The organism is Streptomyces sp. NPDC059649, from assembly GCF_042734445.1.
Taxonomy (GTDB): Bacteria; Actinomycetota; Actinomycetes; order Streptomycetales; family Streptomycetaceae; genus Streptomyces.
The window spans coordinates 257,331-276,477 of sequence record NZ_JBHWDV010000001.1 but is presented as its reverse complement, the minus strand read 5'-3'; the positions used below and the strand labels follow the sequence as shown (position 1 = coordinate 276,477).

At 68.7% G+C, this 19,147-nt stretch carries 20 protein-coding genes; 5 read left to right on the top strand and 15 right to left on the bottom strand.

Annotated elements, in window-relative coordinates; genetic code table 11:
- Positions 1–31 precede the first annotated feature (31 nt).
- On the top strand, positions 32–976 hold the full coding sequence (locus ACFV1J_RS01260; RefSeq protein ID WP_385855112.1) for a hypothetical protein: 945 nt from the start codon (positions 32–34) through the stop codon (positions 974–976).
- 144 nt (positions 977–1,120) lie between these two features.
- Here ACFV1J_RS01260 and ACFV1J_RS01255 read toward each other — a convergent pair whose 3' ends face one another.
- The 5 genes from ACFV1J_RS01255 to ACFV1J_RS01235 form a co-directional block, all read right to left on the bottom strand.
- Positions 1,121–2,347, bottom strand: coding sequence for a cytochrome P450 (locus ACFV1J_RS01255; RefSeq protein WP_385855111.1), 1,227 nt, complete (start codon positions 2,345–2,347; stop codon positions 1,121–1,123).
- Complete coding sequence (locus tag ACFV1J_RS01250; protein WP_385855110.1) at positions 2,344–3,534, bottom strand: MAB_1171c family putative transporter; 1,191 nt, start codon at positions 3,532–3,534, stop codon at positions 2,344–2,346. Before ACFV1J_RS01250 ends, ACFV1J_RS01255 begins: the two co-directional genes overlap by 4 nt.
- Positions 3,527–4,093 carry a hypothetical protein gene (locus tag ACFV1J_RS01245; RefSeq protein ID WP_385855109.1) on the bottom strand — a complete coding sequence of 189 codons (567 nt, stop codon included), beginning with the start codon at positions 4,091–4,093 and terminating at the stop codon, positions 3,527–3,529. Before ACFV1J_RS01245 ends, ACFV1J_RS01250 begins: the two co-directional genes overlap by 8 nt.
- Positions 4,094–4,098: 5 nt before the next feature.
- On the bottom strand, positions 4,099–4,605 hold the full coding sequence (locus ACFV1J_RS01240; protein WP_385855108.1) for a helix-turn-helix domain-containing protein: 507 nt from the start codon (positions 4,603–4,605) through the stop codon (positions 4,099–4,101).
- A 551-nt stretch (positions 4,606–5,156) separates the two neighbouring features.
- Positions 5,157–6,065, bottom strand: a complete 909-nt coding sequence (locus ACFV1J_RS01235; RefSeq protein WP_385855107.1) for an oxidoreductase — start codon at positions 6,063–6,065, stop codon at positions 5,157–5,159.
- Positions 6,066–6,131: 66 nt separating this feature from the next.
- On the opposite strand from ACFV1J_RS01235, the gene ACFV1J_RS01230 reads away from it, so the two are divergent.
- The gene (locus ACFV1J_RS01230; RefSeq protein ID WP_385855106.1) at positions 6,132–7,130 is read left to right on the top strand and encodes an ArsR/SmtB family transcription factor; all 999 of its coding nucleotides are present in this window, start codon (positions 6,132–6,134) and stop codon (positions 7,128–7,130) included.
- 46 nt (positions 7,131–7,176) lie between these two features.
- Here ACFV1J_RS01230 and ACFV1J_RS01225 read toward each other — a convergent pair whose 3' ends face one another.
- The 6 genes from ACFV1J_RS01225 to ACFV1J_RS01200 all read right to left on the bottom strand — a co-directional run bounded on the left by ACFV1J_RS01225 (position 7,177) and on the right by ACFV1J_RS01200 (position 11,975).
- The gene (locus ACFV1J_RS01225; protein ID WP_385855105.1) at positions 7,177–7,680 is read right to left on the bottom strand and encodes an iron chaperone; all 504 of its coding nucleotides are present in this window, start codon (positions 7,678–7,680) and stop codon (positions 7,177–7,179) included.
- 148 nt (positions 7,681–7,828) lie between these two features.
- Positions 7,829–8,461 carry a glyoxalase gene (locus tag ACFV1J_RS01220; protein ID WP_385855104.1) on the bottom strand — a complete coding sequence of 211 codons (633 nt, stop codon included), beginning with the start codon at positions 8,459–8,461 and terminating at the stop codon, positions 7,829–7,831.
- Between the two features lie 176 nt (positions 8,462–8,637).
- A complete protein-coding gene (locus ACFV1J_RS01215) occupies positions 8,638–8,802 on the bottom strand; it encodes a hypothetical protein (protein ID WP_385855103.1) in 165 nt (54 codons plus the stop codon).
- A 239-nt stretch (positions 8,803–9,041) separates the two neighbouring features.
- Entirely contained in the window at positions 9,042–9,422 is a 381-nt protein-coding gene (locus ACFV1J_RS01210) for a hypothetical protein (protein ID WP_385855102.1), read from the bottom strand.
- Complete coding sequence (gene ctaD, locus ACFV1J_RS01205) at positions 9,419–11,158, bottom strand: cytochrome c oxidase subunit I (protein WP_385855101.1); 1,740 nt, start codon at positions 11,156–11,158, stop codon at positions 9,419–9,421. Before ctaD ends, ACFV1J_RS01210 begins: the two co-directional genes overlap by 4 nt.
- A 265-nt stretch (positions 11,159–11,423) precedes the next feature.
- On the bottom strand, positions 11,424–11,975 hold the full coding sequence (locus ACFV1J_RS01200) for a helix-turn-helix domain-containing protein (RefSeq protein ID WP_385855100.1): 552 nt from the start codon (positions 11,973–11,975) through the stop codon (positions 11,424–11,426).
- Positions 11,976–12,097: 122 nt separating this feature from the next.
- Here ACFV1J_RS01200 and ACFV1J_RS01195 point away from each other — a divergent pair, with 122 nt between their 5' ends.
- Positions 12,098–13,000: an alpha/beta fold hydrolase gene (locus ACFV1J_RS01195; RefSeq protein ID WP_385855099.1), complete on the top strand. Its 903-nt coding sequence runs from the start codon at positions 12,098–12,100 to the stop codon at positions 12,998–13,000.
- On the opposite strand, the gene ACFV1J_RS01190 is transcribed toward ACFV1J_RS01195, so the two are convergent.
- The 4 genes from ACFV1J_RS01190 to ACFV1J_RS01175 form a co-directional block, all read right to left on the bottom strand.
- Entirely contained in the window at positions 12,972–14,051 is a 1,080-nt protein-coding gene (locus ACFV1J_RS01190) for a DMT family transporter (protein WP_385855098.1), read from the bottom strand. The genes ACFV1J_RS01195 and ACFV1J_RS01190 overlap by 29 nt on opposite strands.
- On the bottom strand, positions 14,048–14,674 hold the full coding sequence (locus ACFV1J_RS01185) for a TetR/AcrR family transcriptional regulator (RefSeq protein ID WP_385855097.1): 627 nt from the start codon (positions 14,672–14,674) through the stop codon (positions 14,048–14,050). The genes ACFV1J_RS01190 and ACFV1J_RS01185 overlap by 4 nt, the downstream gene beginning before the upstream one ends.
- Before the next feature lie 145 nt (positions 14,675–14,819).
- Complete coding sequence (locus tag ACFV1J_RS01180; protein ID WP_385855096.1) at positions 14,820–15,956, bottom strand: DUF4185 domain-containing protein; 1,137 nt, start codon at positions 15,954–15,956, stop codon at positions 14,820–14,822.
- Between the two features lie 204 nt (positions 15,957–16,160).
- On the bottom strand, positions 16,161–17,204 hold the full coding sequence (locus tag ACFV1J_RS01175; RefSeq protein WP_385855095.1) for a saccharopine dehydrogenase family protein: 1,044 nt from the start codon (positions 17,202–17,204) through the stop codon (positions 16,161–16,163).
- Positions 17,205–17,305: 101 nt separating this feature from the next.
- Between ACFV1J_RS01175 and ACFV1J_RS01170 the strand changes: the two genes are divergently transcribed.
- The gene (locus ACFV1J_RS01170; protein WP_385855094.1) at positions 17,306–18,406 is read left to right on the top strand and encodes a helix-turn-helix domain-containing protein; all 1,101 of its coding nucleotides are present in this window, start codon (positions 17,306–17,308) and stop codon (positions 18,404–18,406) included.
- Positions 18,407–18,515: 109 nt separating this feature from the next.
- Entirely contained in the window at positions 18,516–19,010 is a 495-nt protein-coding gene (locus ACFV1J_RS01165) for a GNAT family N-acetyltransferase (RefSeq protein ID WP_385855093.1), read from the top strand.
- Positions 19,011–19,147 lie beyond the last annotated feature (137 nt).

Sequence of the window (19,147 nt, the reverse complement as noted above, 5' to 3'; positions counted from 1 at the left end):
ACACCGTGCCGCCCCGCGCCAAGGGGCCGGCATGGGCACTGATCGGAACAGTTCGCTCTCCAGGAGCTCACGCCAGCGGCTCCCATTCCTCGTGGCCCCGGCACACCGGCTGGTCGGCGAGACGCTCCACCTGATCCTTCCCCCTGCCAGCGGCAGAACGGCAGCCGGCTTGGAGCCCGTTCCGTTCCGCCTGGGAGGGGCCTGGCAGGTCGGAGAGGTCCTCTACACCCAGGTGCAGGACGACTTCACCGGCCGTTTCGCAGTGTTCGCCACCCGCGCCTCAGGCCATGTGGAGCGGGTGACCGGCTACTCCTGGGACATCACCCCCGTCTGGCGACAGCTCACCGGGTCGAGCGCCCCGCGCGACACCTGGTCCCAGCTGCGTTTCGAGCACGCCATCCACCACGCCGCGGCGATGGAAGAGCTCGCGGACGATGAGGCGGAGACCTGCGGGCACCCGGCGGACGAAGAGTTCTCCCTGCCGCCCGCCTACGGTTGCGCGGATCTTCCCCTCCTCGTGCGGCCTTCGACCGGGGCCCCGGATCCCCTCGAAGACCTCTGGGAGGAGTCGGCACCCAGTGGCAGCAGCGTCGAACAGGTGGCTCAGGGAGTCGAGTTGCTGTACTCGCGCATCGCTCGCTTCCTCGACGGTCAGCATGTCCCTCCGTTACACGAACGTCCGCACGCCCAGCACCCGGACGCCGCCCTGTCCTCCCAGCTTCTGCGGGCCTACGACACCTTCAACAGTGCGCTGGCGCTGCACTGCCCACAACAGACCGCGTGGTTCGGCGCCTGGGCGTACGGGATCGCTGAGGAGTTGGTCTGGCGCAGCCGGCTGGGCCAGGCCCGCAGGGAAGCCGAACGGATCATTCGCCGCTCCATGCAGTACCTGTCGTACGAGAACCTCGGCCTGTCCTCGACCGTGGTGGCCTGTGCGGGGTTCCGCTCCGTGTACGACGAGTCGCCGGGCTTCTGACGACATGTTCCCTCGGCCCGTCGCGCAGCGCGGCCTTGGGGATGCGGGCCCGTTGCGGCACGCGATGCGTGGCGGGCGACCGCCTGCCGCTGGGCAGCTCCGGGCTGCACAGCGGAGGGAGGGCGCCCGCCACCGGGAGCCCGCTCAGCGCCGCGCGGGGACGCTGTCGTTTCGTCCGGTCCGGACGGGCAGTTGCCTGAGCGCATGTGACCTGAACGAGGCCCGCCACTGCAAGGTCTCCGCGGGCACGGCGAGATGCAGGTCGGGGAAGCGTCGCAGGAGGGTGGCCAGGGCGGTGCCGATCTCCAGCCGCGCCAGCGCGGCTCCCAGACAGTAGTGGAGCCCGTGCCCGAGGGCGAGGTGCGCCACGTCCGCGCGGCGGATGTCGAAGCGGTCCGGTGCCGGATAGCGGTCCGGGTCGCGGTTGGCGGAGGCGAGACAGAGCAGCACGGTGTCGCCGCGAGGAATGGGCACGCCGCCGATCTCGATCGGCTCGATGGGGAAACGGCGGATGGCCATCTGGTTGGGGTGGGCGAAGCGGAGGATCTCCTCGACCGCCCCGGGCATCAGGTCCGGCCGGGCACGCAGCAGTTCCAGCTGGTCGGGGTGGCGCAGCAGGGCCAACAGGCCACTGCTGATGAGGTGTTGGGCGTTCTCGCTGCCGGCCATGAGGATGAGGAAGGCCAACGACACCAGCTCGTCCTCGCTGAGCCGGTCGCCGTCGTCGCGGGCTTCGATCAGGGCGGAGAGCAGATCGTCGCCGGGATGTGCGCGTCGGGTGGCGATGAGGTCGAGCAGGAAGTGGTGGATGCGGGCGATGGATTCGGCGGTGTGGCCGGGGTGTTGGGGGGCGAACATGGCGCTGACCCAGGCGGAGAACGGGCGGCGGTCGTCGTTGGGCACGTCGAGCAGGTCGCCGATGACGACGAGGGGCAGTGGGTTGGCCAACTCGCTGACCAGATCGGCCTCCCCCAACGCGGCGAGGTGGTCGGCGAGGTCTTCCGCGGCGGCGGTCACCCGGTCCCGCAGCCGTTCGACGTGACGTGCGGTGAAGCCCTTGGAGACCAGGCGGCGCAGGCGCAGGTGGTCGTCCGGGTCGATGTTGAGGAGATTGCGGTCCAGGGCGTCGGGCAGGGAGAAGCCCTGGTAGCCGGTGGTGGAGTGGGCCTTGTTCACCGACAGCCGTGGATCGGTGAGGGCCGCCCGCACCTCGCGGTCACGGGTGACGAGCCAGGCGGAGGAGCCGTCGGGGAGCGCGATCCGGTGCACGGGGCCGGCTGTCCGCAGCCGTGCGTAGACGGGATACGGATCGTGGAAGAAGTCCTGGTCGAACGGCTGACTGAGCGCCGGCGTCGGTGCCTGTTGTGTCACATGTTCTCCTGGGCGGACGGGCTGGTCACCGACTCTGCGGCCACGCCGGCGACGATCGGGGACGCGGTGAACGCCCGGGCCATTTTGCGTTGGAAGGACAGCTCCGCGGCCAGGTCTTCGGGTTCCGCCACCCGCGGCGAGAGGGTGTGCGGGACCGGCGGCCGTTGCGCGACCCGGGACTGGAGGGCGGCCTTGAGCTGTGCGGCCTCGATGGTGGCCGCCAGGTCGGTACCGGCCAGGCCGGCTGCGCGGCCGCGTTGTTCCGCGGCCTCCGCGACGGCCGCGGGAGTCCAGGTACGAAGGGCCCACTGGGCGTCGCGGATTTCGACCAGTCGGCGGTAGAGCCGGGTGCGCAGATCCGTGTCCGGCTCCAGGTGCAGAACCGGTTCCGGTACCTGTCCGGTGACGGCCCGGTGCAGGGGCGCCAATTCGGCGAAGGCCCGGCGGTCGTCGATGCGCTGCCAGACATCACTGAGGTGGCGGCCCCAGTCGGGGAGCACCCAGCCCAGTGTCTTGGTGAGGGTGGCGATCGTCACGGCGATCTGGGCGACCGGCTCCCAGGCGTGCCCACTCACGCCGAACTGTGCGGCAACGATGTCCGCCGTACGGCAGCCGGTGTAGAGGAGCGCGAAAGGCAGGGTCGCGGCGATGAGATACAGTCCGCGGCGCATCCAGGGATGCGGGGCGATCTTCGCGTAGCGCCAGCCCAGCACGCCGACGTCCACTTGGTTCGCCGCGTAGGCCAGCAGATAGATGGCGAGGTAGGCCGGGTAGTACTGGGCGCTGTCGATGGCGAAGTCGTCGGGCTTCTCGCCCCGACTGGTGGCCGCGACGAACAGTCCCACCATGCCGGCCAGGACCAGTGCGAGCGCGATCAGGCGCGGCCGTGCCTTGCGCCAGGCGGTGGGGGCCTCGTGACTCAGGTGCAGCAGGACGACCTGCTGGCAGGCGGTCAGCAGGATGACGCAGCTCTGTGTGAGCAGACCGGAGAAGTTGACGACGCCCACGGCCCTGCTGGTGGCTGCCCAGACAACGGGGGTGGAGACGGTATAGGTGATGAACAGGAAGAAGAAGTTGCCGACGAGGGCGACCTGGGTGACGGAGCGGTCCGTGCGCAACACTCGAAGCTTGTAGAGCAGCGCCAGGCAAGCTATCGCGGCGCACAGGGGGTAGAGAACGCTATTCATTGCTCCCTCGGAAGGCGGGGTTGTCCAACGCACTGAGCCGGGCTGCGAGTTCTTGCATTTCAGGGGGGACCGGCCGGACCTGCTCCGTTGTCCAGGTGCCGATGCGGCGGCCGATCAGGGTGCCGATGTACTCGGCCTCCACTTCGGCCGATGACTGTGAGTGCTCCCGTCCGAGCGTCCGCCGGATCAGGTCGGGGTCCAGCGAGGGGAGGAGGAGCCGGGATGCCTCGGGGGTGAGCACGGGGGTGGCTTCGTGGTCGCAGATGAGGTGCCCCAGTTCATGGAGGACGACCTGCTGCTGGTGGACCGGGGCGAGCCGCTGCTCGTAGATGACGTACTCCGCGCCTGCCGCGGAGACCCACAGGCCGTCCGGGCTGCCCAGAGGCAGCGGGCAGGGCATGAGCTGGATGGGGCGCCCGGAGAGCTGGCTGAGGTGATCGCACAACGCATCGATCGACAGCTTCGTGCGACTGGGCAGCGCCAACGCATCGACCCGTCGCTCGCACTGCTCACGCAGCCATACCGCCTGTAAATCACCGCCCTTGCGTCGCCAGCGCATCACTATCACGGCTGAGTGTCGTCATGGAGGTCTTGCCCGGGCAGGTCCTCAAGGGTTGCGCGGGCTGCCTCGGCAGTGCTGACCAGATGCGTGATGAGGTGGCTCAGCTCGTTCAGCGAGGAGGCCGCCGGCGGCGCGGCAGCCGCCGACTGCCGCAACGCCACGCTCTCCACCCGTTGGCTGCGCATCTTCTTCAGCCACTCCAGTTCCGAGTTGACCTGATCGAAGACCTGATCGTCCAAGAAGTAGCCCACTCGGGAAATCCCAAGACTGTGCGCCACCTTGACCAGGGTCTCGACGGTCAGGTTCGTCCCGTCCACGGACTCGGCCGACGCCAGCGTCCGCTTGGAGACGCCGGCGCGTTCCGCCAACCGCGCCAGGGTGAAGGGGCCTTCAGGGTGCTGCTGGCGGATGTACCGAAGCCTGCGGGCAATGGCGGTCTTCGCGGCATGCGCGGCCTCGTCGAGACCGGCCGACGCACCTGCTGAATTGGCGAACTCTTGGCGATCCAACCCTCATCCCCCTCCGACAAAACCTGCGCTACAGAGTGACACGTACCGACGATGCCCTACACAGCGGGCGCCGGGCCGCGAAGGCGGTGACGACGGAAGATCGCACACAAACCGACGCTGGCTGCTGCGCGAGCGTGGGCGCTGGTGGAGCACGTCGGAGCGTGCCCCGCCTACGGTTTGGCGAAAAGGCATGTGTCGAGTGGCCGAATCCATGGAGGCTCGTACTGCCGTGCCGCTTTTGACAACCTGCCGCGCCTACCCCCGAGCGGAGCGGCAGGCCACCGGTCTCTCGAAGCAAGACGTCCACGACGACCACGCGAACCACCACGGGTCAGGCATAGGTCGTTTTGACGCCACCGCAGGTGTCCCAGCCGACCGTACCCGTGCTGATCGCGTGCTCGTCCGCACCAAGCGGCGCCCGTCCCAGCCACGGGCGTACAGGTCAAGGGCACGGGCAGCCGCGGTCAGGGCTACCGGGCGGGCGGCCGGATCAGGCAAGGCAGACGAGCCGATCGGCAGGATCGGATCACAGCGTCATCGGGGTGTCTTGTTCATGCTGTTCCGGGCTGGAGGGAGTCCAGGACGGTGAGTTCGTCCTTGGTGAGGCGCAGTGCGCCGGCGGCCACGTTCTGGGTGAGGTGATCTGGATTGCCGGTCCCGGGGATGGCCAGTACATGCGGCCCGCGGTGCAGCGTCCATGCCAGCCGGACTTGTGCCGGGCTCACCCCCCGGGCCCGTGCGACAGCGAGCACCTCATCGCTGTCCGTGCCGTTGGCCCCTGCCTCACGCCCCGCACCGGCGATCGCGTAAAAGGGCACGAACGCGATGCCCTGCTCGCCGCACCTGCGCAGGAACGCCTCCTGCTCGGGCCGGGCGCCGATGCCGTACTGGTTCTGCACGCAGGCCACGGGCGCGATGGCTTGGGCCTCGGCGAGGTGGTGGGGCTGGATGTTGGACAGGCCCAGGTGACGGATGAGTCCGGCGTTGCGCAGTTCGGCGAGTGCGCCGAAGCGTTCGGCGATCGAGTCGGTGCCGACGATGCGCAGGTTCACCACGTCGAGGTGGTCGCGGCCGAGCTGGCGCAGATTCTCCTCGACCTGGCCGCGCAGTTGCTTGGCGGTGGCATGCGGCAGCCACTGGCCCGAGGGGTCTCGTCCCGGTCCGACCTTGGTGGTGATGACGAGGTCGTCCGAGTAGGGGGCTAGTGCCCGGTTGATCAGTTCGTTGGCGGAGCGCAACGGTGAGAAGTAGAACGCGGCGGTGTCGATGTGGTTCACGCCGAGTTCGACCGCGTGGCGCAGGACACGGACCGCCTGGTCGCGGTCGCTCGGGACGGCGTCGGGCGCGAACGCCTCGCCGTGCTGGGTGAGGCGCATCGCGCCGAAACCGACCCGGTTGACCGTGCGGTCGCCAAGTGTCCAAGTGCCCGATTCCGCCGCGGTGATCGTCTGTGAGGTCATGGCGGGATGATCGCCGCCCGATAGGCTGATCGCCATTGATTAAGACATACCTGAATCCATTGAGGAGTGGTTGTCCTGGCACAGCTGGCGTTCTCGGCGCACGATCTGGCGCAGGTGCGGTTCGCCGTCTCGCCGATGTGGGAGGTTGCCCCCAGCTTCCGGCTGCTGACGTCGAGCACCGCGCATCCGGTCCACCGGTCCTGGGTCGAGCAGGTGCGGCCGCGCGTGGTGGCCGCCGGGCTGGACCGGGGCTGGCTCTCCGAGCTGATCCCGCCCACCGGCTACGTTCCCGACTTCCTCAACCCAGCCCCTGCCGGATCGGCCCCGACGCCGGCGGCAGAGCGGGACGCGATCCGGGCCTCGCCCGCCGACCGGGTACGCCAGGACCTCGACCACCTGGCCCGCCACCAGGGGAATCTCGGCCCCCGGCTGCGGACCCTGCACGCCGACCCGCAGACCCGCCTGACCAAGGTCGCAGAAGAGATCGAAACGTACTGGGAGCTGGCACTCGCCCCCTACTGGGCACGGATCCGGGCAGTGCTGGACGCGGACATCTTCTACCGGGCCCGCATGGCCGCCGAGCACGGCGCGGGCCACCTCTTCAACGACCTGCACACCTCCGTGAGCTGGGACGACAACGCGCTGCGGATGGCCCGCCGAAAGCAGCCGCTGACCCGCAAGACGGCGGGTACAGGGCTGCTGCTGATTCCCTCGGCCTTCACCGGACCGGGGCTGCGCACCCGGGTGACGCTGCCGGATCCGCCGCAGCTCGTCTATCCGGCGCGCGGCGTCGGCTCACTGTGGAAGGCGCGGACCACCACGGGGGCCGATACCCTCACCGCCGTACTCGGCCGCTCGCGAACCCTGCTGCTGACCGAACTGGAGACCCCGGCCTCCACCACCGAACTGGCCCGTCGCACCGGCCTGTCCGCGCCCGGGGTGTCCCAATACCTCACCGCGCTACGAAACGCGGGCCTGGTCAGCGCCCACCGCGCCGGCCGCTCCGTCCTCTACGCCCGCACCGCCGCCGCCGAAACACTCCTCGAAGCCGCCTCCTCCACATGAGGCTCCGGTCAACCCCCTAGGAATTCCCGGAGCCGACCACTCAGCTTCAGCCCACCGCCCTCATGACGAGCGCCCTGATGCGGTCCTCTGCGGCAGCCGTCAGCTCTTTCAAGGCGTAGGCAGTTGCCCACATGGCTCCGTCATCGAGTACCGCCTGGTCGCTGAAACCAAGCGTGGCGTACCTCGACTTGAACTTCTGCGCGCTCTGGAAGTGACAGACGACCTTGCCGTTCATCGCGTACGCGGGCATCCCGTACCAGAGCTTCGGCGTGAGGTGGGGAGCAGCGCTTTTGACGATGTCGTGGATCCGCTCGGCGAGGACCCGATCCGCTTCCGGCATCTCGGCGATCTTCGCCAGCACCTCACTTTCCGTGTCTGCCTTTGCCCCGCGCGGGGCGCGGCGCGCGGCCTTCAGTTCCTTGGCTCGTTCCTTCATCGCGCTTCGTTCTTCGGCCGTGAACCCGTCGTGCGGCTCCGCGAGCGTGCCGGAGGTCTTGGCGGATGGTGACGTGACGGATGTTGAACCGGCGGATGATGGCGTGCCCTTCATGGCGGCCTTCCTCTCTTGCAAGGGATGAGTGGATGGGGTCGGGACGGGACGGATCCGGTCCGGTCGGATGGGGGCGGGTCGGGTGTCAGGAGCCAAGAGTCAAGAGCCAGGCGCCGGGCGTCAGGCCTGAGGCCTCAGGCCTCAGGCCTCAGGCCGACGTCGAGGTGAGTGATGTGGCTTCCCAGGCGAACCCGTCCGGGTCGGTGAACGGTCCGGCGGTGCCCCCGAGCACGATCCGGTGCGATCCTGCGCCGTCGGCGGGCACGCCGACGTCCTTGGCCAGGCCGCGCCGCTTGTACAGGGCCAGCTTTACGGGACTGGACTCATCAGCAACGAATTCGACGTACTTGCCGCCGAAGCTCTTCGCCACGGCCAGGCCTCGGCCGACGTAGAACTGCTTGCTCGCCTTGACGTCCTCGACTCCCATCAGGAGCACGATCTCGTCGATCTCCCGGGTGGCCGGGCCGGTGTCCTTCTTCGCCGACGTCGCGACCTTCCAGATCGTCCCGTCCGGTGCCTGTACGACACCGCCATAGCCCCACAGTGACTTCGCGGACGGCTTCAGCAACATGCCGCCCGCGTCGACGGCGGCGTCCAGGAAGCCGTCGACGGTGGCCGGCCCGGACACCGTGAGCGCCAGCGTGAACCCGCGGAAGCCGGTCGTGGGTGCCGTAGATGCCCGCAGACGTATCTGCGAGTCCAGTCCGAAGGCGGCGGTGTAGAAGCGGCGGGCGGCCGTGGGGTCGGCCACCTCGAGAGTGACGGATTCGATGATTGCCATGGCCATCACGCTAGGTGTGGTGCGACGACCGGCGCTTCTTGATTCCTGACCGCTCTGTCACTGCTTCGTTTCGACGGCCACGGCGACAGCGACAGCGACAGCGACAGCGACTACGGAGGATCTCAGAGTCGAAGGAAGCGAAGGAAGCGGAGGAAGCGGAGGAAGCGAAGGACGGCTCAGGAGACGGTGCCGGCCATCCCACCGCCGCCGGTCGCCACCCCGCCGGTCGGCTTGGGCCCGGAGGCGGAGAAGGGCGGGGTGTCGCTCGAACCGATCACCCATGCGGCCAGGAGCGCGGCACGACGTCGGCGGCCCGCTGTCACACCACGTATGAGGGGCATGCGCATATCTCCGTCCGTCTCTCCGCAGCTGAGCACCCGAGGCCACCAACGGCCCGGATCTCGAAGCGCGCCCGCATCAACGACACAACGAGTCAGCGGCGCACGCCAGGCAGCGCACCCGAATGGCTCAATGGCTCCTGCAACACCCCACAGCCGGATCGGAGAGCCTGCCGTGAGGCGCTGGTAGCGCGCTGCAACACGCTTCACCTCCCGCCCAGGCAAGGTCAGGTCAGGTCAGGTCAGCGGACCAGCAGGCCGGCCCCCGCACCGGTCGCGATGGCGCAGACGAACAGCAGGCAAGCGCAAGCGGCATGCCGTCTGAGCAAGGTGCGACGCAATGTGGCGTAGCGGGCCTCGTATTCGCCGCGCAGGCGCTTGGCCCGGTCAGCGGTGACTTGGAGTGCCTGGCGTGTGAGGCCGAGGCGCTGGTCGGTGTAGTGGCGGGCGAGGTCTTGGGCCTGCCCCGTGGTGAGCCAGGTCAGACGCGCGCAGAGAGCTTCGGCCTCGCGCCGTGCCTGCTCTCGCTCCGCTTGTACGAGCAGGTAGCCCTCGACCTCGTTGGCGAGTGCGGCGCTCTGCCGGTCCAGCGGTGCGTCTCGGTGACGGCTCGGTGAGGTCACGACCGGCCACCTTCATGTCTGGGCGCTTCCACCACGTCACGCTTGCCGAGGTGCGCCGCGTGGTCTTGTTCGGCGATCTCGGGGTGGTGCAGGTCGAATGCCGGGGATTCGCTGCGGACGCGCGGCAGGGTGAGGAAGTTGTGCCGCGGCGGCGGGCAGGAGGTGGCCCATTCCAACGACCTGCCGTAGCCCCATGGGTCGTCGACGCCGACCGGCCTGCCGTACTTGGCGGTCTTCCAGACGTTGTAGAGGAACGGCAGCATCGACAGGCCCAGCAGGAACGAGCTGATCGTCGAGACGGTGTTCAGGGTGGTGAAGCCGTCGGCCGCGAGGTAGTCCGCGTAACGGCGCGGCATCCCTTCGGCACCGAGCCAGTGCTGGACGAGGAAGGTGCCGTGGAAGCCCACGAACAGCGTCCAGAACGTGATCTTGCCCAGGCGCTCGTCGAGCATCTTGCCGGTGAACTTCGGCCACCAGAAGTGGAAGCCGGAGAACATCGCGAAGACGACCGTTCCGAAGACCACGTAGTGGAAGTGCGCCACCACGAAGTAGGAGTCGGACACATGGAAGTCCATCGGCGGCGAGGCCAGGATGACACCGGTCAGACCACCGAAGAGGAACGTGACGAGAAAGCCGATCGCCCAGAGCATCGGCGTCTCGAAGGACAGCGAGCCCTTCCACATCGTGCCGATCCAGTTGAAGAACTTCACACCGGTCGGAACGGCGATCAGGAACGTCACGAAGGAGAAGAACGGCAGAAGGACGGCGCCGGTGACGAACATGTGGTGTGCCCACACTGTGACCGACAGGCCGGCGATCGAGATCGTCGCGGCGACCAGACCGATGTAGCCGAAGATCGGCTTGCGGGCGAATACCGGGATGACCTCGGTGACGATGCCGAAGAACGGCAGCGCGATGATGTACACCTCGGGATGTCCGAAGAACCAGAAGAGGTGCTGCCACAGCAGCGGGCCCCCGTTGGCCGGGTCGTAGACATGGGCGCCGAATTTGCGGTCCGCCTCAAGCGCCAACAGCGCTGCTGCCAGGACCGGGAAGGCGAGCAGGACCAGGACACCGGTCAGCAGTACGTTCCAGGTGAAGATCGGCAGGCGGAACATGGTCAGGCCCGGGGCGCGCATGCAGATGATCGTGGTGATGAAGTTGACCGCGCCGAGGATGGTGCCGAAGCCGGAGAAGGCCAGACCCATGATCCACATGTCGCCGCCGATTCCCGGGCTGTGGGTCGCGTCCGACAGTGGCGCGTACGCGAACCAGCCGAAGTCGGCCGCGCCCTGCGGGGTGAGGAAGCTGCCGACCGCGATCATCGAGCCGAACAGGTACAGCCAGTAGGCGAACATGTTCAGCCGCGGGAAGGCCACATCGGGGGCACCGATCTGCAGCGGCATGATCCAGTTGGTGAAGCCGGCGAACAGCGGCGTCGCGAACATCAGCAGCATGATCGTGCCGTGCATCGTGAACGCCTGGTTGAACTGCTCGTTCGACACGATCTGCAGGCCCGGCCGGGCCAGCTCGGCACGCATCACCAGCGCCATCAAACCGCCGATGAGGAAGAACGCGAACGACGTCGCCAGGTACAGGGTGCCGATGGTCTTGTGGTCGGTGGTCGTCAGCCACCTGACCACGACATTGCCGGGCTGCCTGCCCTTGAGGGGGACTTCGTTCTCGTACGAGTCCTCGGCTGCCGCGGCACCGTAGGGTTCATTGCGGATGCTCACTGGTGGGGGTCTCCCGATGCTCGCGGTTGGCTCGCCAGTCAGCCGCCATCCTTGCCGCGGCAGGGGCCGGACAGCCATTTTTCAGCGGCCGAAACGCCGCCAATAGGATGCGGTCATACCCGACTGGAGTAGTGGTCGGGCATGTCGGCGTCGTCCCCGGCCGCCGGATTCCGGAAGCCGACCGCCGGACGCCGCGCCGGACGAGGCCCTCGCGACCCTCGTGGCCCCGTGGCCCTCGTGGCCCTCGCGACCGAAGAAGAAGCCGCTAAGTCTGGTCGCTGGCTGCGGGTGATTGCTCGGCGGGGAACAAGATGGGGCTGATCAGGTAGCGGGTGCGCTCGGGCGAGGGCTCGTTGGCGATCCGACGCATCAGAACGTCGCGCATCTCGCTGATCAGCGCGGTGAGTTCTTCCCGGCTGAGCCACATGGCGTGCTGGCGGTAGCCCACCAAGTCGGTGGCCGGGGCGGCGCCGGGCCGGTCGAGGTAGGCGTTGAACTCGGCCAGCAGGGTCGCCATCGCCACGGCGAATACCTGCCGGTGCTCCTCGGGCGGAACCGAAGCAGCGGTGTCAGCGTCGATCACTGCCCGCTCACGCGGAAGCCGGTAGCGGCGCTCGACGGCGCCGCGCACCCGTTGTTCGCCTTCGACCTCCAGCAGGCCACCATCGGCCAGCACACCCACATGCCGGTACACGGTGGCCTTCGACACGTCGGGCAGCAGCGCGCACAACTGCGAGGTGGTCAGCGTCCGGCCGCCGGACATGGCGTGCACGATGCGCAGCCGCACCGGATGCAGGAGCAAGTCGACTGTGTCCATGCGCCCACGATCTCACGAGTGATACCGTTCTCAAAGTTGCGAATAGAGTGCCACCGCAACTCCACACCCACACGCCCACTCACATTCGCATCGCATTGCTTTGCATCGCAGAGGAGCAGCCCATGACCCGCACGCCACCTCCCCTCGGACGTCTGCACGACATCGGCGGCGGTCGCCATCTGATGCTGCACCGCTCCGGCACCGGCGGCCCCACGGCGATATTCCTGGCGGGGGTGGGATTGATGAGCCTGGACTACCTCAACATCCACCACCGCGTCGCGGAGCTGACCACGAGCGTCCTCTACGACCGCGGCGGCAACGGCTGGAGCTACCCCGCCAAACTGCCGCGCACCGCGGCCGAAGTCACCGACGAACTGCACGAACTGCTCCACGCCGCCCACCTTCCCGGCCCCTACCTGCTGATCGGCCACTCCCTGGGCGGGGCCTACGCGCGCCACTACGCCAGGCGTTTCCCCGACGAAGTGGCCGGCCTCCTCCTGCTCGATCCCTTCCACGAGGACTTGGCGACCCGCGCACCCCGGCAAGTACGGGAGAAGCTCGACGAGATGCTGGACCAGATGCAGAGCCAGGAGTCGGCCGAGCCCACACCGGAACAGCTTGAGCAGTCCCGCGCCCAGCTGCTCCAGCACTTCACCGCCTGGCCGGAGCCGGTGCGCGAGCCTTTGGCCGCCCGTCACCTCGCCACCTGGCGGACCGCCTCCCGGGAGAACCAGAACCTCTACGACAAGGTCGCCGCCGAGTTCCGGCACGCCCCGGCCACCCCCGACGTGCCGCTGATCGTGCTCACGGCCATGGGACACGACGCCACCCAGGCCCACCTATGGCCCGCGGAGCTGCTGCGCGAAATCAACGAGGCCAAGCGCGCCCTGCACGCCGAGTTGGCCGCCGAGTCCCCTCGCGGCGAGCAGCGGATTCTCGACGACGCAGGGCACGGCTGGCTGCACGAGGAGCGCGCGGACGCAGTGATCCAGGCCGTCAACCACCTGATCTCCAGGCCGCATTGACGACAGCACGGCCGGGCCCAGACTTGCCGCCGAGTTCGAACCGCTGCGGCTCGTCAGCGACCGGCTGAGGCGTTGGGTTGCACTGGATGCCGGCGTCCGGGCTCGGGGTGGTCGCTCGGGACTCAGGAGGCATGCGGGTCGGTGTGGTGAGCACGGCGAGGCAGCCGACGACCAGGGCGATGCCGGCCCACCCCAGCAGAGGCAGACGTTCACCGACGATCAGGACGGCCAGTACCGCCGCGACGGCGGGTTCCAGCAGCGACAGTGTGGTCGCGGTACTCGCCGGGACGCGCGCCAGACCCCAGCCGAACAGCAGATAGCCGATGAACATGGGCACCAGGGCCATGTACGCGCCGACTGCCGCGTTGGACCAGGAGGCGAGGAGCGGGGCGCCGGTGGCCAGGAGTACGGGCAGAAGCAGCAGACCGCCCAGCCCGAAGACGGTTCCCATCGCCGCGCCGGAGGTGGCACCGCGGCTGATCAAGCGGTGAGCCGCCCAGGAGTACAGGGCGTAGGTGCAACCAGCCACCAGGCCCAGTCCCACGCCGAGCAGGGTCGATCCCACGGAATGGCCGCCAGCGCCGGAGTGTGCCTTGGCCGCTTCGGCCATGCACAGCAGCACCGTCCCGGACAGGCCCAGGGCGGCACCGGCCGCCCAGCGGCGCGTCAGGCGGTGTCCGTCCACGGCACGCTCGATCACGGCCGAGGCGAGTGGGGCCGAGCCGATCGACACCACCGTTCCGGCGGCGACTCCGGCCAGGCTCATGGAGGTGTAGAACGCGAGAGGGTAGGCCCCCACTGCCACCGCGCCGAGCAGCACCACGCCGCGCTGGGCCCGTAGCGCAGGCACTTCCCGGCGGATCCGGGGAGCGGCTATGAGGGCCTGGAGCAATCCCCCCAGGCCCATGGCGACGGCCCCGATCGCGAGCGGGCCCACTCCCGGGGCGAAGGTCGCCGCGGTGCCTGTAGTGCCCCACAGCAGCGACGCGACGAGCACGCACAGCGAGCCCACGCCCGCCGAGCCGGCCGCATGTCCGGTGGGCCGCCTCACAGCCGGTCCAACAGGTCCGCCGCCATCGCCCGCGCATGCTCCAGACGTGTACCCGCGCCCTCCAGTCCGGCGCGCGCCATCGCGCCTTCCAACAGGAACGCCAGGTGCTCGGCCACCGCACGCGCCTCCTCGGGCCGCCCGGGCAGCAACTCCTCAACATGCCCGGTGAGCAGGGATTCAACTTCCTCCTTGTGCCGGCGCACGACGGCCCGCCCCTCGTCCCCGGCAGGCAGCTCGGCAGCGGCATTGAGCAGACCGCACCCACGAAAGCCGTGCTCGTACGCGAAAGCCGCGTGATCGGCGTACGCGTCGAAGACGGCCAGCACGCCACCGCGCGCGTCCCGGGCCGCTTCCAGTCGCCGCCGGTACAGGTCCATCCACTCCTCATGCCGTGCATCGAGGTAGGCCCTCACCAGGTCGGCCTTGGAGGAGAAGTTGTTGTAGAGGCTCATCTTCGCCACGCCCGCCTCGGCGGTGATCGTGTCGATCCCGGTCGCCGCCACGCCGTCCGCGTAGAAGCGGCGCGATGCGGCGCTGAGCAGGCGCTCGCGGGCAGTCCCCCGCCGTCTCCTGGGTTGGGCTTCCTCGGTGCCCGTGCCGGTGCCCTTGCTGGTGCCACTCATCGTGTTCCCTCTCAGGTATTAGGTAGACCAGTCTACCTAATGACGTCAAGAGGTGCTGGGCCTCCAGCAGCCACCTGACCCTCTCAAGGCCGGTGAGGAGGGGTCGGGCGCCGCCCAAGGACAACGCCCGACAGGATGCGGTGCCTCAAGACAGCATGTTGACCTTGTACTGCATGAACCGGTAGTTCTGCGGGTCGTACCACTGACTGACGACGATGTGGAAGTTGCCGAACGTCGAGCCGGGGATCACGAATCCACCGTAGGGACTGGCGACGAGGTTGGCCGCCTCCTGTCCCGGGATGCCAGGCAGGATCATCGTCTGCTCCAGCGTCCTGGTCAGGTCCGAGGTCGGGAGCGGGAAGACCATCGCCCTGATCGACAGCGGGTTCATGTTCAGCCAGGTCAGGACGTACTTGCCGGCCATGGCGCGAAAGCAGATCTCGCCCCACTTGCGGGTGCCGAAAACCGTCGTCGGGGGCGCACCCCACCGCCAGTCACCGTCCGCGTAGCCCCACGGCTCGTAGGCGTCCGGATTGCCGAGGCTGTCCTTGCGAACGCGGTGCAGCAGCATGCCCGACTCAACCTCGCGGTTGAAGACCGTGGACAGGACATAGCAGTAGTCGCCCTCGGCCACCGCGTAGGTCTTCTGCTGGAACTGGCCGCCGTGCAGGTCAGCCGGCCACTGGCACAGGTACTCCCAGGTCTCGCCGTTGTCGGTGGAGCGCCAGAAGTCCGTGTGGTGGGTGTCGTAGATGACGCCGCGCAGGAGATGCATGTACATCACGCCGTCGACGACGAACACATCGGACGGAATTGCCGTCGTGGCCTTGTCGCCGACCGGGTTGTGCGGCTCGTCGACCAGGCTGATCGCGTGATCGCCGCCGACGCTGCCGTCGATACGCAGGTTGTTCAGATCCGCGCTGCTGGAGCGCAGGCCGACCGGGGCGCGCCAGTCGTCGGCGCCCTCGCCCGGCTGCGGGACATGGTCGCCGTTGAAGGTGTCGCCACCGACGAACAGCATGGTGCCGTCCGGACACAGCGCGGGGATGCCGAGGTCGGTCCACGGCGAGGCGAACGGGCCGGTCTCGACCGGGCCGCTCAGGTTCTTCACCTTGGTCGCGAAGGTCGGGCTGGACGGATCGTCCGGCCCGCCGGCCACCGCGACCCCGGTACCTGGACCGACTACCCCTGCCCCCACGGCGACACCGATGCCGATCTTGAGGAGCTTACGGCGGGAGTATCCGCCGGTCGTCGCGTCCTTCTCGTCCGATAAACGCGTCATGCTGTCGATACCCTTCAGAGTTGAATTGGCTCGCTGTTGACTGGATGCAGACTCAATTACGCGAGCTGGCCTCGGTGTTGCTGTCCTGGGCGAGGGTTGTTGCGCAACAGCATCCCGTCCTTTGCGAACGGGCACGTAACTTCCGGGAAGAAGGTGCAGGCTGCGGTCGTGCCCGTGCGTGTCCGAGCGCTTCACCACTAGCCACTACAGATCCGTGGACGGAACGAACTCGACCACGAAGTGGTCAGACAGCGCGCGGAGGAAGTCAGGGGCGTCGAACATCTCGCCGGGGGCTGCCGCCCCGACTGTTTTGGTGCGCCCGTCGAGAAGGCGGCAGATCGCCTCGACCACCAGGGGCGCGCTGACGGCGTAGATGTCCTGTCCGCGGGCGGTGGCACGTCGTTCGGTATCGCCGGTGCGTGCGACCACCTCGACCAGGAAGGTCTGGTCGGAGCGCCCTCGGCCGTCGACGGGGATCGGGGGCTTGGCCGCGGGGGCCAACACGTCCTTGACCGCCGCGGCCGTCATGTAGGTGTGGAGGTGCGGGATCGGGATGTGGCGGGAGAGGGTGACGCTGTCGGCCGTGGTGAACTCGGCGACCACGGTCTGCTCGCCGAGGGGCGGGGGAAAGACCCATCGGGCGGTCGGTGCCTGGTCGGTCCGCAGTTCAAGGCCGGCGTGGGTTCGGACGAGGCGGCGGCCGTCGCGGCGCTGTCGGGAGACCTGGCTCGACGCGCGGGTCCCGGCGGTGGGGTGCCAACTGCTCAGTGCGTACGCGAGGGACACCTCGTCGGCCGACGGCCAGTCACCCAGTACCGCGGTGGTCAGCAGGTCGCCGAGGGCCCCGAAGAACGCCATCGCGGGGATGACGGGAAGGCCGGCGGCGCGCGCCGGCTCCGCGAAGCGCGCGAAGGTGTCGGCGACGGCCTCCACTTCGCCCGCGATGTCCGCGTAAGGAATCCGGGCGGCCAGTGCCGCCTCGATCACGGGGGCGGCCGTGGTGGCGAAGGGGCCGGCACAGTTGATCACGGCCGCCGTGCCGGCCAGCGCGCGGTCGAGGGATGCCGGGTCCTCGGTGGACGCGGGCCGTACGTCGAGGCCGGGGTGGGCACGAGCAAGTTCGTGCAGTCGTTCGGTGTCCCGGCCGCTCAGGACCGGCCGCAACCCGCGTGCGAGGAGCTCCGCCACCACGAAGCGTCCCGTGTGTCCATAGGCCCCGAAGACCGCCACCTGGAGAGGGGATCCCATACGTCCTCCTGTCATCACCGAGTGATCTCTCGCGGACAGCGTGCCGGTGGCGGCGCGGGACGACGAGCGGCAGGAATGCCATCCCTCGTACAGTTCCGGACATGACTACCGCCACTCCCGACGTGACTACCGCCGCTCCGGACACCGCTACGGTCACTCCCGAAGTGACTACCGCTGCTCCGGCCAGGAACACGGTCGCGCTCGCCGTCACGGACGGGGTACGCCACTTCGAACTCGCCGCGCCCTACGAGGTGTTCGGCCTCGACTGGTCCGAAATAGCCGACCCCTGGTACGAGTTCACCGTCTGTGGGCCGGCCGGCGCCCGCGTCGGTGGTCACTTCCGACTCGAACCCGACCGAGGACTGGACCGGCTGCCGGACGCCCGGACCGTGATCATCCCCGCCTACGCCGACATCGACGCGCCACCGCCCGGCGAACTGATCGACGCGGTCCGTGCGGCCCACCAGGCCGGTGCCCGGGTCGTCTCCCTGTGCACCGGGGCGTTCGTCCTGGCCGCCGCGGGCCTGCTGGACGGGCGGCGCGCCACCACACACTGGGCGCACGCCAGGGCGCTGGCCACCCGATACCCCGCGGTGCGCGTCGATCCGGATGTGCTCTACGTCGACGACGGCAGCGTGCTCACCTCCGCGGGCAAGGCCGCCGCCATGGATCTGTGCCTGCATCTCGTCCGGCTCGACCACGGCGCGGCGATCGCCAACGCAGTGGCCCGCAACCTGGTCGTGCCACCCCATCGCCCCGGCGGCCAGGCGCAGTTCGTCACCACCCCGCTCCCCGACCCCCGTCCCCACTCGCTCGCCGTACTGTTCCCCTGGGTCATGGCACGCCTCGACCAGTCATTGACGGTCCAGGACCTCGCGCGCCAGGCGAACATGAGCCCACGCAATCTGACCCGTCACTTCCACGCCGTCACCGGCACGACACCACTGCGGTGGCTGCACACCCAACGCATCCACCGCGCCCAAGAACTCCTGGAAAGCACCGACGACAGCATCGACGCCATCGCCACGGCCACCGGCATGGGCACCGCCGCCTCACTGCGCCGCCACTTCAACCGGACGCTCGGCGTGCCGCCGGACACCTACCGACGTACGTTCCGCCAACGCCAGGACCCGCCAGACAGCCTTCCGACCTCCCGGATCCTCACGACATCCAGGGACGAGGATGCGACTGTCGTCGCCTGAGCATTGGCCGGTCTCACGGACGAGTAGTCCCCGGTTCTTCTTCGCCTTCGTGCCGAGCCTGCAGGGAATGGAGTTGCCATCGACCGTATCCGGGCGACAGTCTCCTCGCATGATCGAGTTGCAGGTGCTGACAGCAGATGACTGGACCGTTTGGCGAGCGTTGCGGATCGCCGCGCTCACGGAAGCGCCGTATGCCTTCGGGTCCCGGCTCGAGGACTGGCAGGGCGAAGGGGACCGGGAGGAGCGGTGGCGGGGTCGCCTCAGCATTCCCGGTTCCCATCATCTTGCCGCCGTACTCGAGGGGAAGCCGGTCGGGATGATCAGTGGTGTCCCGGGTCCGAGCAGTGGCGTAGTCAAGCTGATCTCGATGTGGGTCAGCACGGACGCGCGAGGCCGCGGTGTGGGAGACCATCTCCTACGGGCGGTGGAACAGTGGGCCCGGCAGACCCGCGCCGCAAGCTTGGAACTCGCGGTCATGCCGGGCAACGAGCACGCCATCGCGCTGTACCAGCGCCACGGGTTCCAGGACGTCGGACCGAGGGGTGAGGTGCTGCCGGACGGACGCAGAGAGCACCTCATGGTGAAGGAACTGTCCTCCCATTGATGCGTCTCCCGGGCAGCGGTGCCCACGCCCGCCACTGCGCGAGCCGGACGCCCCAAACAATGGCGACGGCGAAGAGGAGCCGGGCGGCCTGAGGAGCAAGGCAGCCTGGGGGCCAAGAGGAGCCAACGGGTTCAGGG

Coding starts and splice junctions, on each gene's coding strand:
- ACFV1J_RS01260 (WP_385855112.1), top strand. CDS start 32: ATGGGCACTGATCGGAACAGTTCGCTCTCCAGGAGCTCACGCCAGCGG.
- ACFV1J_RS01250 (WP_385855110.1), bottom strand. CDS start 3,534: ATGAATAGCGTTCTCTACCCCCTGTGCGCCGCGATAGCTTGCCTGGCG.
- ACFV1J_RS01245 (WP_385855109.1), bottom strand. CDS start 4,093: ATGCGCTGGCGACGCAAGGGCGGTGATTTACAGGCGGTATGGCTGCGT.
- ACFV1J_RS01235 (WP_385855107.1), bottom strand. CDS start 6,065: ATGACCTCACAGACGATCACCGCGGCGGAATCGGGCACTTGGACACTT.
- ACFV1J_RS01225 (WP_385855105.1), bottom strand. CDS start 7,680: ATGAAGGGCACGCCATCATCCGCCGGTTCAACATCCGTCACGTCACCA.
- ACFV1J_RS01220 (WP_385855104.1), bottom strand. CDS start 8,461: ATGGCAATCATCGAATCCGTCACTCTCGAGGTGGCCGACCCCACGGCC.
- ACFV1J_RS01215 (WP_385855103.1), bottom strand. CDS start 8,802: ATGCCCCTCATACGTGGTGTGACAGCGGGCCGCCGACGTCGTGCCGCG.
- ACFV1J_RS01200 (WP_385855100.1), bottom strand. CDS start 11,975: ATGGACACAGTCGACTTGCTCCTGCATCCGGTGCGGCTGCGCATCGTG.
- ACFV1J_RS01195 (WP_385855099.1), top strand. CDS start 12,098: ATGACCCGCACGCCACCTCCCCTCGGACGTCTGCACGACATCGGCGGC.
- ACFV1J_RS01185 (WP_385855097.1), bottom strand. CDS start 14,674: ATGAGTGGCACCAGCAAGGGCACCGGCACGGGCACCGAGGAAGCCCAA.
- ACFV1J_RS01180 (WP_385855096.1), bottom strand. CDS start 15,956: ATGACGCGTTTATCGGACGAGAAGGACGCGACGACCGGCGGATACTCC.
- ACFV1J_RS01175 (WP_385855095.1), bottom strand. CDS start 17,204: ATGGGATCCCCTCTCCAGGTGGCGGTCTTCGGGGCCTATGGACACACG.
- ACFV1J_RS01170 (WP_385855094.1), top strand. CDS start 17,306: ATGACTACCGCCACTCCCGACGTGACTACCGCCGCTCCGGACACCGCT.
- ACFV1J_RS01165 (WP_385855093.1), top strand. CDS start 18,516: ATGATCGAGTTGCAGGTGCTGACAGCAGATGACTGGACCGTTTGGCGA.